Below are 14,021 nucleotides of genomic sequence, written 5' to 3' on the forward strand. Positions count from 1 at the left end.
ACGATTCTTCATACCCCACACCCCGTTGTATTGGTGTTATATGGTTTTAGTTTTTGTCTTGTCTTGGTACGAGTATTTCTTGAACGAGGATGAGACAAGACGCCGCAACAGGGATGCCGATGAGTGCACCGAGTACGCTCCAGAGGCTTCCGCCTGCAGCCACTGCAATGATGGCGATACCGCCGGGGACTGCAACAGCTTTAGACATGATGCGCGGTGAGATGAAGTACGCTTCAACTTGTAGGTAGATGAAGTAGCAGATAGCGAATGCTAGAGAGACTTGCCATCCAGCGGTGAGTGAGAATACGGAGACGATAATTCCTGCGGAGACTCCACCAATAAGGGGGATAAAGGCAAGGATGACGACGATGAGTGAGAAAAGCTCAGGGAAAGGAACCCCGACGATGAGCATGACGGTTAGCGCAAAAGTGCCGTTGAGTAAGGCTACGGCTGCTTGCCCGAGAACATAGTTACCAACGGATTCGGTGATTTTGTCGGTGAGTTTGCTGACGGTTTCACGTTTTGAGGCGGGAGTGAGTCGAACAAACCATGCTTTCATCAGGGGTAGTGATGAGAGGAAGTAGAGGCTCAAGAAGAGCACAATAATTGTTCCGGTAAGAATGTTGGCAACGGTTGAGCCAGCGTTGACGAGGGTGTTGAAGAAGGAACTGACAACGTTGGAATCTGAGGTGAGTCCTTGGAATGTTTTTGATACTTCGTTTGTGACCCAGTTACGTATACCAAATTTTTCGTCGATGGAGGTGAAAAATGGTGAGTTGAGGAAGTCTGCGAAGTCGTTGGGGAAAGAATTGACGAATTGGATGGTCTGTCGCGCAATTTTTGGGACGACCCATGAGATGAGTCCGACAACGACGAGGGCGAAGGTGATGACGACGGCGGGTACGGCGGCTGCACGTGGAAGGCCGAGACTTTCTAGCTTGCGTACGGCGGGGTCGAGTCCGAGGGCGATAAAGAGTGCCCCAACAATCCAGCCGGCGAGTGGGCCGATATTGGTGAGGAAGTAGAGTGCTAGTAGTGCTGCACCAACACCGACGGTTAGGAGGAAGCCGACACGAACAGGGTTAGCGATAGCGATAGCGGGCGCTTCGAAGGTGTTGGGTGAAGAGTCGGTTTCTTCTGCCGTGTTTTCGATGGTGTCGATGCTGGTTTCTTCTGTTAACGTTTCGGGTTCTTCTGGTGGTTCAAAGCGTGGGCGAGGTTGTGGGCTAGGTAAGCCTACGCATTTATTTTTGCATTGGTTGAGTTTTTCTTTGAGATGTTTGAAAGTTTTCTCGACTGCAGATTCTTTGGTCATAATTTTTTTATTTTCGTCTTGATATACGGTGTATCTGAGACAACTTTATACCTTATTCCTGAGAGTAGGATTCAGCCGACGGCTAGAAACACTGCTTTATGACGAGAAAAAACGGTAGATTTTAGATAACACAACATTCTTTTATTTGTAGGAGGTAAACTGTGGCTTCTTCTCATGAACCTTTTATTCCGTCGTCGGTACGTCGTGCACCTGACTTATCTCAGTTGGCTCAACAGCCGGCTTCTGCTGAGTCTTCTGCACCTGCTGGTGATACTGCGGTGAGTTACCGGTATGAGGTTACCAGTGGCGAGGATTTTCAGAAGTATGTTCAGATGTCTTCGCAAGGTGCTGTTATTTTTGTGCTGTGGTCTGCACAGTCTGCCGCTTCGGAGCAGACGTTGCGTGCCGTTGAGGAGGTCGTAAACTCTGCTGGCGGTAATTTGTTGTTGGCGTCGGTGGATGTGGGTGCTCACCCTGAGATTGCTCAGGCGTTTCAGGTGCAGAGCGTTCCGGCAGGTGTAGCAATTCTTGCGGGGCGCCCGGCACCTTTGTTTAATACTCCGATTGATACTGCGCAGGCGACAGAGCTGTTGCAACAGGTTCTTCAGATTGCTGCAGAGCACCAGCTTCCAGGTGGTTTCGCTCCTTCTGCGGGTGAGGTTGCCGAGAAGCCTTTACCTCCGTTACATCAAGAGGCATTAGACGCTATTGATCGTGGTGATTATGCTGCTGCTCAGCAAGCGTATCAGCGTGCTTTAGCGGAGAACCCGGGGGATAAGGACGCTAAGCTGGGGCTGTCTCAGGTGAATCTGCTATCGCGGGTGTCTGCCTATGATACGGTGCAGGTGCGTGCTCAGGCGGCGCAAGAGCCGTTGAATGTTGAGGCGGCGTTGGCTGTTGCTGACCTTGATATTTCGGGTGGGCATGTTGAGGACGCGTTTAATCGTCTTATTAACGTGTTTAAACAGGTGGACGCTTCGGCTCAGAACACGGTGCGTGAACGTCTGGTAGAGCTTTTTGATGTGGTTGGTTCTGCTGACCCTCGCGTGGTTAAAGCGCGCACTGCTTTAATGACCGCCCTCTTCTAAAAGAGAGCGCCACACACCGCCTAACCGCTTGCACCGGTACGGTGTTGGGCGCGTAGTATGAGCGACGAATATTTGCTGTGGTTGACAAGAACACCTAGACTGTGAACCACAGCATTTATTATTTTAACTGTTAGATGATGTGCCGAAATAGTATGCGCTCGCAACGAGAGGAACGCTTCGTGACAGATCAGATTCCGTGGAATACACCTTCTCAACCAGACACCGAAGAACACGACTTTTCCCAAGTGAGCGAGCAGATTCCAACACCAGAGCATTCTGCCCCGTCACGCTCCATGGCGTTGAGCTTACGTCATCTGGTCAAAGAATACCGAGATAAGGTGGCTGTAGACGGTATTAATCTGGACATTCCTCGTGGCTCCTTCTTTGGGCTGGTGGGACGTAACGGTGCTGGTAAAACGACCACACTGAACATGGCAACAGGGTTGTTGCGTCCTACCGCTGGAACAGCGCATATTGGCACAATAAACATTTGGGAAGATCCTATTGCCGCTAAAAAGCAGGTGGGTGTTCTTCCTGATGGTGTGCGTCTTTTTGATAAGCTCACCGGTGAACAACTTTTATATTATGCGGGCATGTTACATGGGCTAGACCGTCAGACGGTTAAAGAACGTAGTGCCGACTTGTTGAACGTCCTTGAAATGGGTGATGCTGGTGGGCGTCGCGTATGCGATTATTCTGCTGGTATGACAAAGAAAATTGGGTTAGGGTGCGCGCTGATTCATGCTCCTTCACTTCTGATTCTTGATGAGCCGTTTGAAGCAGTAGACCCTGTTTCGGCGTCGAACATTCAGGATATTTTACGCGGGTACATTCAATCGGGTGGAACGATTGTGCTCTCGTCACATGTGATGGATTTGGTGGGTCGCCTATGCGACCACGTGGCGGTGATGAACGAGGGACGTATCGTTGCTTCTGGCACGTTAGATGATGTGTGCGCCGGCAAGACTTTAGAAGAGCGGTTCATTGAACTAGTTGGTGGACGTGTTGTTTCGGAGGGAATCTCATGGTTAAAGTCCTCCTCAAACTAAAATGGGCAGATTTTCTTGCCTCTTTTAAACGTAATATGTGGGCTATCATTGGCACCATTATTGCGTTGCTCTATGGGTCTGGTCTTCTTGCCTTATGGGCTTTTGCGTCACTGACAGCCGGCACAGAATCACCCCAACAGCAGATATGGGCGCTGTGCTTTGGTGTGGTGTTTAGCCTTATCTGGCTGGTGGTGCCCTTGTTCTTTGCATGGGTTGATAATGCGCTTGACCTCGATAAGCTTGCCCCGTACCCGTTGTCGGCACGAGATATTCAATGGGCGCAACTGTGGGGCAACCTCATAGGTGTTCCCGGCTTTTTAACGGCTCTTGCCACGCTCGTGACTGCTGGTGCTTTCATTCATCAGCCGTTAGTGTTGGTTAGCTATGTTTTGTGTGCTCCGGTGGGGCTACTGTTAATGATGATGATGTCTCGCCTGATTAATATGGTGGGACAGCGCATTTATCAGAATCGTATGCTGCGTAACGTGATGTCGGTAGTTACGGTTATTCTGATGATTTGTTTAGTCCCGTTTCTTATGCTGATTGCTGGTGCTGTGGCATCTATCTGGGATTATCTTCCAACCATTCTTAACATTTTGGCGTGGAGCCCGCTGGGCGTTATATGGGCTGTTCCCGGTGATGTTCTTGACGGCGCATGGTGGATGGCTACTGGCCGTTGTGCTCTAACTGCTGTGTATGTTGCGGCTGGTTGGGTGCTATGGAATAAGTTGCTCACTCATGAGATGGAATATTTGGGTGCTTCAACAGCGAAAACCGGTACACGCACTAAAGAAGCAGGGAATATCGGTATTTTTGCGCATTTTCCAGCCCATACACGTTGGGCTGTTGCTGCTCGCACCATACATTCTTTCTTCACCGATTCTCGTATGAGCGCATATATGGTGATTCCGCCTGCATTCTATGTGCTGATGGCTTTTGGTGAAGCGTTCTCAGCTTCTGCTGGCAGGGATAGCGGCGCTTTTTCTGATATTGGCCCATTGTTTATTGCGTTGATGGTAGGCTCTACGTTCTATTATTTGGTGGCGTATGATGATTCTGCCTTGGCTACACATCTTATTTCTCCACTGAGTGGAAAAGATGACCGCTGGGGCCGTTTCTATGGTTTGAGCATTCTTTTCTTACCGATTCTGCTCTTCTGTTTAACGTTTTTCTTGTGGTATCGTGGCGCTAGTTTTGTGGAGTTTTTCGCTCTTGCTGGTGGTTCGGTTGGTGCTTTTTGTACGGCTGCTGCTATTAGCTCATTATTTGATGTGACGTTGCCGCCGCCGACTCCGCCACCTGGTTCTGGCCCGTTTAAAACACCGCAGAATACGGGCGGTGCTGGTTTGGTTCTGGCACGTTTAGGTGTCTCGTTATTGATTTTTGTGGCGCTGATACCAACCTTTGTGCTGTACGGTGTCTACTTGTTGACGGGGCAGGCAGTGTGGGCATGGTGCACTGGCGCAGTGTCGCTGGTGTATGGTGTGCTGTGCGTGTGGGGTGTGATGCGTGTGAGTGCTCGCCGGTATGAGCGTCATGCTCCTGAGTGTTTTGCTCAGTTGAAGCGGTAACATACTTTTCTTTTGTGTAGTATGTGGTTATTGATGTATTGCTGTTTGTGAGGAGGAGAGATGTCTTCTATTCCTGGAGTTGAAGATCCTTTTGTGCCGGATACGCGTGGTGGCACTGCGTTGTTGGAGCGTGAGCTGACGGAGACTGTTGAGCCGGGTGACCATGAGCGTTTTAGCCATTATGTGCGTAAAGAGAAGATTATGGAGTCTGCTCTGACGGGTAATCCTGTGCGTGCGTTGTGCGGTAAGGTATGGACTCCGGGGCGTGACCCTGAGAAGTTTCCGGTGTGCCCGCAGTGTCAGGAAATTTATGATGGTTTGCGTCCGGGTAAGGATGATGGCGACGGCGAGAATTAGCTGAAGCTGTGAGGTGACCCTATCTAGCTATGTGGCTGGGTAGGGTCATTTTTGTGTGCGCTTTTGTGACGAAGTGTAGGTGCTAAAAATTTTAGTTCAGCTTATAATAAGGCTGGTTAGGTGGAGACGGTGTGTTCTCTGCAAGTTTCACTATATTTCTAGTAAGGAGTTCTTATGGCCGATTCTGCACATGAAGACTGGAAAAAAGACCTCGAAGAAGAGTTTAATGCGAAAACTGATTTTGATATTATTTCTGGGCGCGATAAAGAAAAAATAGATAAAGCTAAAAAGAGTGAATACATAAAAGAAGGCCAGATTGCTAATGCTGAGTTCTTAGGTCTTACTGCTATGCGGAAGTATATCAAGAATAAAGCATATGAATACAGTGTTAGCCAATATGAAGTGTGGAAATTTCTTGAAGGGAAAGTTCATTCCCGTGTCGCATATTATTCTGATGTGAAGTATTTTAAAGTAAAATTCCGAAAAACCTTAAAGGATTATTTTTTGCTGTTTTTGCACCCTTCAGATGTTTTAAAATCCCATGAAGATTCTAGAATTTCTGGCTTAGAAAATAAGGAACAAAGACAGTCGACAATCACGAAGCGTATTTATGTTATAACTCAGGGACTTTTTACACTTGTACTAGCGAGCCCACTTATTTTTTTGTGCTTGTACTCCATCTTATATATTTTATTAGGGTTGTTTAATCAGGAGAGCAAAAAACAGATTTGGGATGAGATGTGCAATGTATTCTTAGGTGGCTTACCCTTATCTGTTTTTGGCGTATTTTCTTTGTACGGATGTGTAATTTTTGACACTAAAGAACCCCTAGGTGATTTAAAATTTTATAGAAAGTGGGCTTTATGGATATTTTTGCGTAGTATTCAAATTTTTATCATTGTAGAGATTTTTTTATTGAGCGTTTCATCTGGTTATACTATTAACTACTTTTATAAGTTTGAACACTTTCGTATTCTTTTCCTTGTTGTTCTTTGGATATATGCTGTAGTTCTTTTTGTTTTATTTATTCAAAATTGGAGCCTTGGCAAGTTTAATTTTATTGAAGGTGTGGGTAAATTTTTAATCTCGTTATTTTTAGCTAATATATTTTCTAGTTTTTGGGAAGAGAAAAATTATTTTTTGAGTCTTGTTTCAATTCCACCTTTTCTTATGTTCTGTATTGTTTTTTTGTGTTGTACTCTATCTTTTTCTTATGTAGTCCATAGGGTTGGTTTATCTTCTGAACTGAATAATAGTGTTTTATTTGAACAATACCAGCAGATAATTATTGCTGCAGAACCTCCACGAAAAGGGAAACGAATCATAACCTCGAGAACCAAGCGGAGAACCAAGCCGCTGAGGTGGAGCCAAAAACTACCGAAAAGAATTTCAGAAAATCATGAGAAAAATAAAGAAATAGCTGAACTGGAGCACAACACAACACACCAACTAAACTCCAGCTCACCCCTGTAAACGCACAGAATCTCACCACCTATGACGAGTTCACGTACACCACAAAACACCCCACCTGCCTTCCCTTGTGATGTACGTGAACTCGTGCGCAAGTAGAGAAAACAAGCCAAGCACACTAAACTCAACAGAGCACCCACGCAGACAAAGCACACGGGCGCCACCACAAACACAGGGGGAGAGAACACCATGAGCGAAAACAACGAACAAGAATCACTATTCGACGCACATAACACACCCAACACCGAACTCTCACCCGCATACCCCAACCGTGCAGCATGGGGCACCGCCACCAAACTACGCGCATGGCAGGCAGAAGCCATGAACAAATACTTCAGCGAAAACCCGCGCGACTTCATGGCAGTAGCAACCCCCGGCGCAGGTAAAACCACCTTCGCGCTCACCGTCGCCAAAGAACTCTTCAACCGCGGAGTCATCAACCGGCTCACCGTCGTCGCCCCCACAGACCACCTCAAAAAACAATGGGCAGACGCCGCCGCAAAAGTACACATCGCCATCGACCCCAACTACAAAAACTCCGACGGCTCACACGGCGAAGAATACCAAGGCGTAGCGCTGACCTACTCGCAAGTAGCGCACAAACCCCTGCTACACCGGGCCCGCACCGAAAACGGGCGCACCCTCGTCATTATGGACGAAATCCACCACGCCGGCGACGCCCTCTCATGGGGAGACGGGCTACGCGAAGCATTCGAACCCGCCACACGCCGGCTCGCCCTCACTGGCACACCCTTCCGCTCCGACGACTCACCCATCCCATTCGTCCGCTACGAAGAAGACCAAGACGGCATACGGCGCTCCGCATCCGACTACTCCTACGGGTACGGCCCAGCACTCAAAGACCACGTCGTGCGCCCCGTCATCTTCATGGCATACTCCGGCAAAATGCAATGGCGCACCTCCGCCGGCGAAGAAATGGCGGCACAACTCGGTGAAGGCTTCACCAAAGACGTCACCGCACAAGCATGGCGCACCGCACTCGACCCGCAAGGGCAATGGATACCCACCGTGCTCACCGCCGCCGACAAACGCCTCACCGAAGTACGCCGAACCGTACCCGACGCCGGCGGACTCGTCATCGCCACAGACCACCAAGACGCACGCGCCTACGCCGAAAAACTCCACGCCATCACCGGCGAAAAACCCACCGTCGTACTCTCCGACGACAAAACCGCATCCGAAAAAATTGACCAATTCTCCGCCGGAAACCAACGCTGGATGGTCGCCGTGCGCATGGTATCCGAAGGCGTCGACGTCCCCCGCCTCGCCGTCGGTGTTTACGCAACATCAACCAGCACCCCGCTCTTCTTCGCACAAGCCGTCGGACGTTTTGTGCGTGCACGCAAACGAGGAGAAACCGCCTCGGTGTTCCTCCCATCAGTACCGCAACTGATGATTCTCGCCAACGAAATGGAAACCGAACGAGACCACGCACTCGACAGAAAAACCGCAAACACACCCGCCGACCCGCTCAACGAAGGACTCGACGACCACCTCATCGACGAAGCCAACCGTGAAGACCGCGCCAGCGAACAACTCACCCGCGGAAAATTTGAGGCACTCGGCTCTGAAGCGTCTTTTCATGGGGTGCTCTACGACGGCGCAGAATACAGCACCGGCGGTGTAGCACTCGGCTCCGAAGAAGAACAAGACTTCCTCGGCATCCCCGGGCTACTAGACGCCGAACAAGTCAGCACGCTACTTCAAGCACGCCAAAAAGAACACGCTGCACGTAAACCACAAGGCAGCACACCCACCGTGGTTGATCACCGGCAGCTCAAGAACCTCAGAAATCAGTTAGCGAAGAATGTTTCTGCCTACGCTATTCGTTCTGGAAAAGCGCACGGGGTGATTCATAACGAGTTGCGTCGCGCATGTGGTGGGCCAGCGGTTGCGCAGGCAACTGCCGACCAAATTAGGGCACGCATCGATAAACTGGCTGACTGGTTTATTGGAAGAAAATAACAACACCCACTATGTGTGGGTATAAGTGTAGAACGCCCATAAAACATTAAAGAAAATACGGTGAGTGTACTACACACCACCCTATGTGGGGTGCAGTACGCTCACCGTAAAAGCCTCTAACGGCAGAAAAAGCGGGGGAGTGCTAGTCTTCTACGACGGTAACGCCCGCGTCCTCTAACTGCTCAACAGCATCAGACAAACCCTGCTCACTCACAGGTGCTGTCAAACCCAGCAGAACACGAGTGTCATAGCCGGCATCAATAGCGTCAAGCGCCGTAGCCTTCACACAAAAATCGGTGGCAATACCCACCACATCAACCTCAGCAATCTCATGCTCTTGAAGCCAATCATCAAGAGAGACCTTCGGAGAATCATCCACCTGCTGAGCCTGAGCATCACGCTCACCAGTCATCACAGTATCCTCCGGTGCAAGAAGCCCCTCAAAACCAGAATAAGCAGCCTCAAACGCACCCTTACGGAAATACCCGTCAATATAATCGGTATCAAGGTTAGGGTGAGTCTGCGCGCCCTCACTATCGGCAACACAATGCACTGGCCACGACACCTGATAATCAGGAGTATCACTAAAATGCTCACCAGGGGAGATATGCCAATCCAAGGTTGCCACAATCGTGCTGTACTTATGATGGTTGTTCTCCACATACTCACTAATGAGAGACGCAACCTCCGCACCAGACTCAGTAGCTAAAGAACCACCCTGACAAAAATCGTTCTGAACATCGACAATAATCAACGCTTTAGACATGGTATAAACCCGTTTCTTTTCTAGACATCTATGCTGTGTGTACATGTTGCCTCACCACATAACCAGCCGGCTACGAGGTGAGGCAACACCATATCAAAAAAAGACAAAACCCTATTTCTGGTCAATAAACTCGGTAGGAATCACCGGATCACCAGCAGAAAGACGATGCGCCGTATATGGAAGCTCCTGAATAGAACGCTGATGACGCTCCGCCGCACGCCGCACACCCTCAGCACCCACAAAACCAGGCAGAAGCTGCCCGTCCTTGACAAACTCGACAAGTAGCTCACGAGACCCCTCAACCTTCAATGGGGTCGGACCAACACCAATCAGCTCCGCCGTAGCAACACCACGAGAATTCAACTGGCGTACAGCAGACTTACGCCCACCATGAGAACCCTTACCCCGAGAAGCCTTAGCAACAGGCTCCATCACACCATCACTATTTTCGCGGGCAACAACCTTATACACCATTGAGGAGGTAGGAGCACCAGAACCGGTCACCAGCTTAGTGCCCACACCATACGAATCAACAGGGGCAGCAGCTAAGGACGCAATAGCGTACTCATCTAAATCACTGGTGACCGTAATCTTCGTGTTTGTATTTCCTAAAGAGTCAAGAAGTTCGCGCACCCAACGCGCCTGAACCACCAAATCGCCAGAATCGAGACGAACACCGCCAAGCTCCTGACCGGCAAGATCAACCGCTAAACGAACAGCTTTCTCCACATCATAGGTATCCACCAAAAGAGTGGTCTTATTACCAAGAGAAGCTAACTGTGCGCGGAATGCTTCCTCTTCACTATCGTGCAAAAGAGTGAAAGAATGAGCGCTCGTACCAATCGTGTGCAAACCGTAGCGTCTGCCTGCCTCAAGGTTAGACGTCCCCTCAAAACCGGCAATGACGGCGGCACGAGCAGCCGCCACCGCCGCCTGTTCGTGGGCGCGTCGGCTACCCATCTCAAGACACGGGCGGTCGTTTGCAGTAACAGACATGCGAGACGCCGCCGAAGCCACCGCAGAATCATAATTCAAAATAGACAGCAGGTACGTCTCTAAAATGCAGGCCTCAGCAAAAGTGCCCTCCACCTGCAACACTGGAGAATGAGGGAAAAACACCTCACCCTCAGCATAACCATAGATGTTTCCGCTAAAACGAAAATTCTCTAAATACGAGAGCGTCTCATCATTGACCACCTGCGCATCCGCTAAATAATCTAGCTCTGCGGTGGTAAAACGAAAATCTGCAAGGCCCTCTAAGAAACGTCCTGTACCAGCAAGAACACCGTAGCGTCTGCCTGCAGGAAGACGGCGAGTAAAGACCTCAAAAACACTATGACGGTGCGCCGTACCAGACTTAAGCGCTGCCTGAAGCATCGTCAATTCATAATGGTCAGTTAATAAAGCTGTTGAAGTAGACACGACACTAACTTTACTGCCTGAAAGAACGTTATATAACCTCCAGCACGAACTTTATGCTAAATACATAAGGTAAAATTGCATGTAAGTAGATTGCTGGACACAAAACAACACCACACTCCACACCACACTGGCCAAAGACAGCTCAACCGATAGGATAGACCAGTAGCTACCGACCACCCATCCACACGAGAGCTCACCCACCCCAGGACGTAAGGAGCAACCATGTCAATTGCCCCACAAGAAGCCCCACACCAAGAGGCCAGCACCCACCAACAACCAGACACCCCCTGGAACGTCATCGTCTGGAACGACCCCGTCAACCTGATGAGCTACGTAACATACGTCTTCAAAGTACACTTCGGCTACAGCACCAACAAAGCCAAAACCCTCATGCTACAAGTACACAACGACGGAAAAGCCATCGTCTACACCGGCACCAAAGAAACCGCCGAAAAACACACCCAAGCACTACACAGCTGGGGACTCTGGGCAACCTTCGAAAGGGCAGAAAACTAACATGGCACAAGGATTCAAAGCCACACCACGCGGATACACCGCACAATTCTCCGCCACCGAAGCAGAACTACTCGGCAAACTCTTCAACGACGTAGCCACCGCACTCACCCCCGACGAACAACCAGACAAAGACCCCCTCGCCGCACTCATCGGTATCACCGAAAACACCGACATCCCCGAAGACCCAGCCGTTGCACGCATGCTCCCCGTCGCATCCGACGACCCAGAAGTAGCCGACGAATACCGACGCTACACCGAACTCTCACTACGCCAACACAAAATAGGCAACCTCAAACTTGCACACATGCAAGTACAACACCAAAACATCACCCTCAACGACGAACACGCACAAGCATGGGCCTCCGCACTCAACGACGTACGCCTCACCCTTGGCGAAAGACTCAACATCCACAGTGAAGAACAAGCCGAGAAAATCGGCGAATACACCAACAACACCGTCGAAACCGTCGAAGAATACATGTCCTTCGTCTACAACTTCATCACATGGCTCCAAGACACCCTCATGGAAGCAATGCTCAGCCAACTACCCGACGAAAACTAACCCACCTCACACCACAGCGTGAGATTTATCCTCTTTCCCACAACATAACACTCAGGAACACCACAACAACACCCACACACAGTATTCTCGAAAACACCATGACCGACCAAAAACACACCACCATACAAACGAGTTGGGGAACGCACATACCAGCAACCTCCACCTCCAACGCACCCATCGGAGTCTTCGACTCCGGAGTCGGCGGACTCACCGTCGCACGTGCAGTAATGGACCAGCTCCCACACGAAAACATCATCTACGTCGGAGACACCGCAAACGGCCCATACGGGCCACTGACCATCGCACAAGTACGCGCCAACGCCCTACGCATCATGGACGAACTCGTAGACTCCGGCGTCAAAATGCTCGTCATCGCCTGCAACACCGCATCAGCAGCCGTACTACGCGACGCACGCGAACGCTACACCAAAAAATACGGGATACCCGTCGTAGAAGTCATCCAACCAGCAGCACGCCGAGCAGTCTCAGCAACACGCAACGGAAAAATAGGCGTTATCGCCACCGAAGCAACCGTCAACTCACGAGCCTACGAAGACACCTTCGCCGTGAGCACCTGCGACATCTACTCCGTACCCTGCCCACGATTCGTCGAATTCGTCGAAAACGGTATCACCTCCGGCGAAGAACTCCTCGCCACCGCACAAAAATACCTCGCACCCCTCAAAGAAGCAGGCGTCGACACCCTCGTGCTAGGATGCACACACTACCCGCTACTGACCGGCGTCATCTCATACATCATGGGGGAGGACGTCACCCTCGTCTCATCCTCAGAAGAATCAGCAAAAGACGTCTACCGTGCACTCGTACAACACGGCATGGAACGAGAAGCAGGGCTGAGCACCTCCCACGAATTCCTTGCCACCGGCGAAACAGAATCCTTCGAAAAACTTGCCCGACGCTTCCTCGGCCCAGAAGTCACCAGCGTTAGACACACAGAATCCATCGCACACCAATACCCCACCGGCTCACTAGCAGTGATGACACCAGAAACCCCGCGTATCAGCGTCTCACCTGCCATCAGCGAGCACAACAAATAAGGTTCATCATCTATGCGTTTGACCGTCATCGGCTGCTCCGGCTCATTCCCTAGCGCCACCTCACCAGCGTCCTGCTACATGATCTCAGCAACAGACCTCAACGGCAAAACCTGGCGAATACTCGTAGACATGGGCAACGGGGCATTAGGCGTCCTCCAACGTCACGTCAAACTCGAAGACATCGACGCAATCCTCATCTCCCACCTCCACCCAGACCACTGCATCGACCTCTCCGGCGTACACGTCGCCGTCAAATGGGACCCCCGCGGATGGAACAAACCACCCATCCCACTCTACGCACCCGAAGGCATCCACGAATACCTCCTCAACACACACGGACTGACCATGGAAACCAGCATGGATACCGAATTCACCTTCCACGAATGGCAAGCAGAACAACCCGTCAACATCGGCCCATTCACCGTCACACCCTATGATGTTGTCCACCCCGTCGTAGCACCCTACGCGCTACGTATCGAATGCGACTCAGACCAAGGGCACACCATCATCGCATACTCTGGAGACACAGACTCCTGCCCCGGACTCGTCAAAGCCGCACACCAAGCAGACCTCTTCCTCTGCGAAGCCGCCTACCAAGAAGGACGAGACGACCACCTACGCGGCATCCACCTCACCGGAAAACGCGCAGCAGAAGCCGCCAAAGAAGCCGGCGCACGCAACCTCCTCCTCACACACCTACCCGTATGGAACGACCCCGAAACCATACGCGCCGAAGCAGAAACCGTATACGACGGCGGAATCGGAATAGCAGAAGCCAGCGCAACCTACGTCGTACACCCCAGACCACAACACATACCAGCACACACCACCACCCTCAAAGTCATCGGAAAACGACTCTAA

At 50.6% G+C, this 14,021-nt stretch carries 13 protein-coding genes; 10 read left to right on the forward strand and 3 right to left on the reverse strand.

From position 1 onward, the window contains the following. Positions 1–46: 46 nt before the first annotated feature. Positions 47–1,315, reverse strand: a complete 1,269-nt coding sequence (locus tag ACN081_RS03235; protein ID WP_419106937.1) for an AI-2E family transporter — start codon at positions 1,313–1,315, stop codon at positions 47–49. 161 nt (positions 1,316–1,476) lie between these two features. On the opposite strand from ACN081_RS03235, the gene ACN081_RS03240 reads away from it, so the two are divergent. The 6 genes from ACN081_RS03240 (at position 1,477) to ACN081_RS03265 (ending at position 8,836) form a co-directional block, all read left to right on the forward strand. After that, complete coding sequence (locus ACN081_RS03240; protein ID WP_419106938.1) at positions 1,477–2,403, forward strand: co-chaperone YbbN; 927 nt, start codon at positions 1,477–1,479, stop codon at positions 2,401–2,403. 293 nt (positions 2,404–2,696) lie between these two features. Then, entirely contained in the window at positions 2,697–3,452 is a 756-nt protein-coding gene (locus tag ACN081_RS03245; RefSeq protein ID WP_419107003.1) for an ABC transporter ATP-binding protein, read from the forward strand. Beyond that, the gene (locus ACN081_RS03250) at positions 3,428–5,023 is read left to right on the forward strand and encodes a hypothetical protein (RefSeq protein ID WP_419106939.1); all 1,596 of its coding nucleotides are present in this window, start codon (positions 3,428–3,430) and stop codon (positions 5,021–5,023) included. Before ACN081_RS03245 ends, ACN081_RS03250 begins: the two co-directional genes overlap by 25 nt. A 60-nt stretch (positions 5,024–5,083) precedes the next feature. After that, complete coding sequence (locus tag ACN081_RS03255; RefSeq protein WP_419106940.1) at positions 5,084–5,380, forward strand: DUF3039 domain-containing protein; 297 nt, start codon at positions 5,084–5,086, stop codon at positions 5,378–5,380. A 174-nt stretch (positions 5,381–5,554) separates the two neighbouring features. Continuing rightward, a complete protein-coding gene (locus ACN081_RS03260) occupies positions 5,555–6,853 on the forward strand; it encodes a hypothetical protein (protein WP_419106941.1) in 1,299 nt (432 codons plus the stop codon). A 186-nt stretch (positions 6,854–7,039) separates the two neighbouring features. Then, entirely contained in the window at positions 7,040–8,836 is a 1,797-nt protein-coding gene (locus ACN081_RS03265; RefSeq protein WP_419103896.1) for a DEAD/DEAH box helicase, read from the forward strand. A 142-nt stretch (positions 8,837–8,978) separates the two neighbouring features. Here the strand turns inward: ACN081_RS03265 and ACN081_RS03270 are convergent, their stop codons facing one another. Both ACN081_RS03270 and ACN081_RS03275 read right to left on the reverse strand, forming a co-directional pair. Next, complete coding sequence (locus tag ACN081_RS03270) at positions 8,979–9,602, reverse strand: isochorismatase family protein (protein ID WP_419101458.1); 624 nt, start codon at positions 9,600–9,602, stop codon at positions 8,979–8,981. 111 nt (positions 9,603–9,713) lie between these two features. After that, positions 9,714–10,979, reverse strand: coding sequence for a nicotinate phosphoribosyltransferase (locus tag ACN081_RS03275; RefSeq protein ID WP_419107004.1), 1,266 nt, complete (start codon positions 10,977–10,979; stop codon positions 9,714–9,716). A 267-nt stretch (positions 10,980–11,246) separates the two neighbouring features. On the opposite strand from ACN081_RS03275, the gene clpS reads away from it, so the two are divergent. From clpS to ACN081_RS03295, 4 genes are all read left to right on the forward strand, one after another. After that, on the forward strand, positions 11,247–11,540 hold the full coding sequence (gene clpS, locus ACN081_RS03280; protein ID WP_419101457.1) for an ATP-dependent Clp protease adapter ClpS: 294 nt from the start codon (positions 11,247–11,249) through the stop codon (positions 11,538–11,540). 1 nt (position 11,541) lies between these two features. Next, positions 11,542–12,102 carry a DUF2017 domain-containing protein gene (locus ACN081_RS03285; protein WP_419106942.1) on the forward strand — a complete coding sequence of 187 codons (561 nt, stop codon included), beginning with the start codon at positions 11,542–11,544 and terminating at the stop codon, positions 12,100–12,102. 98 nt (positions 12,103–12,200) lie between these two features. Then, positions 12,201–13,160 carry a glutamate racemase gene (gene murI, locus ACN081_RS03290; protein WP_419107005.1) on the forward strand — a complete coding sequence of 320 codons (960 nt, stop codon included), beginning with the start codon at positions 12,201–12,203 and terminating at the stop codon, positions 13,158–13,160. A gap of 12 nt (positions 13,161–13,172) precedes the next feature. After that, entirely contained in the window at positions 13,173–14,021 is an 849-nt protein-coding gene (locus ACN081_RS03295) for an MBL fold metallo-hydrolase (RefSeq protein WP_419103894.1), read from the forward strand.

The organism is Rothia sp. P13129 (genome assembly GCF_048512865.1).
GTDB lineage: Bacteria > Actinomycetota > Actinomycetes > Actinomycetales > Micrococcaceae > Rothia.

What these genes read in the sequence shown, in the direction of transcription:
- ACN081_RS03235 (WP_419106937.1), bottom strand. Translation starts at nt 1,315, where the DNA reads ATGACCAAAGAATCTGCAGTCGAGAAAACTTTCAAACATCTCAAAGAA.
- ACN081_RS03245 (WP_419107003.1), top strand. Translation starts at nt 2,697, where the DNA reads ATGGCGTTGAGCTTACGTCATCTGGTCAAAGAATACCGAGATAAGGTG.
- ACN081_RS03250 (WP_419106939.1), top strand. Translation starts at nt 3,428, where the DNA reads ATGGTTAAAGTCCTCCTCAAACTAAAATGGGCAGATTTTCTTGCCTCT.
- ACN081_RS03255 (WP_419106940.1), top strand. Translation starts at nt 5,084, where the DNA reads ATGTCTTCTATTCCTGGAGTTGAAGATCCTTTTGTGCCGGATACGCGT.
- ACN081_RS03260 (WP_419106941.1), top strand. Translation starts at nt 5,555, where the DNA reads ATGGCCGATTCTGCACATGAAGACTGGAAAAAAGACCTCGAAGAAGAG.
- ACN081_RS03265 (WP_419103896.1), top strand. Translation starts at nt 7,040, where the DNA reads ATGAGCGAAAACAACGAACAAGAATCACTATTCGACGCACATAACACA.
- ACN081_RS03270 (WP_419101458.1), bottom strand. Translation starts at nt 9,602, where the DNA reads ATGTCTAAAGCGTTGATTATTGTCGATGTTCAGAACGATTTTTGTCAG.
- ACN081_RS03275 (WP_419107004.1), bottom strand. Translation starts at nt 10,979, where the DNA reads ATGCTTCAGGCAGCGCTTAAGTCTGGTACGGCGCACCGTCATAGTGTT.
- clpS (WP_419101457.1), top strand. Translation starts at nt 11,247, where the DNA reads ATGTCAATTGCCCCACAAGAAGCCCCACACCAAGAGGCCAGCACCCAC.
- ACN081_RS03285 (WP_419106942.1), top strand. Translation starts at nt 11,542, where the DNA reads ATGGCACAAGGATTCAAAGCCACACCACGCGGATACACCGCACAATTC.
- murI (WP_419107005.1), top strand. Translation starts at nt 12,201, where the DNA reads ATGACCGACCAAAAACACACCACCATACAAACGAGTTGGGGAACGCAC.
- ACN081_RS03295 (WP_419103894.1), top strand. Translation starts at nt 13,173, where the DNA reads ATGCGTTTGACCGTCATCGGCTGCTCCGGCTCATTCCCTAGCGCCACC.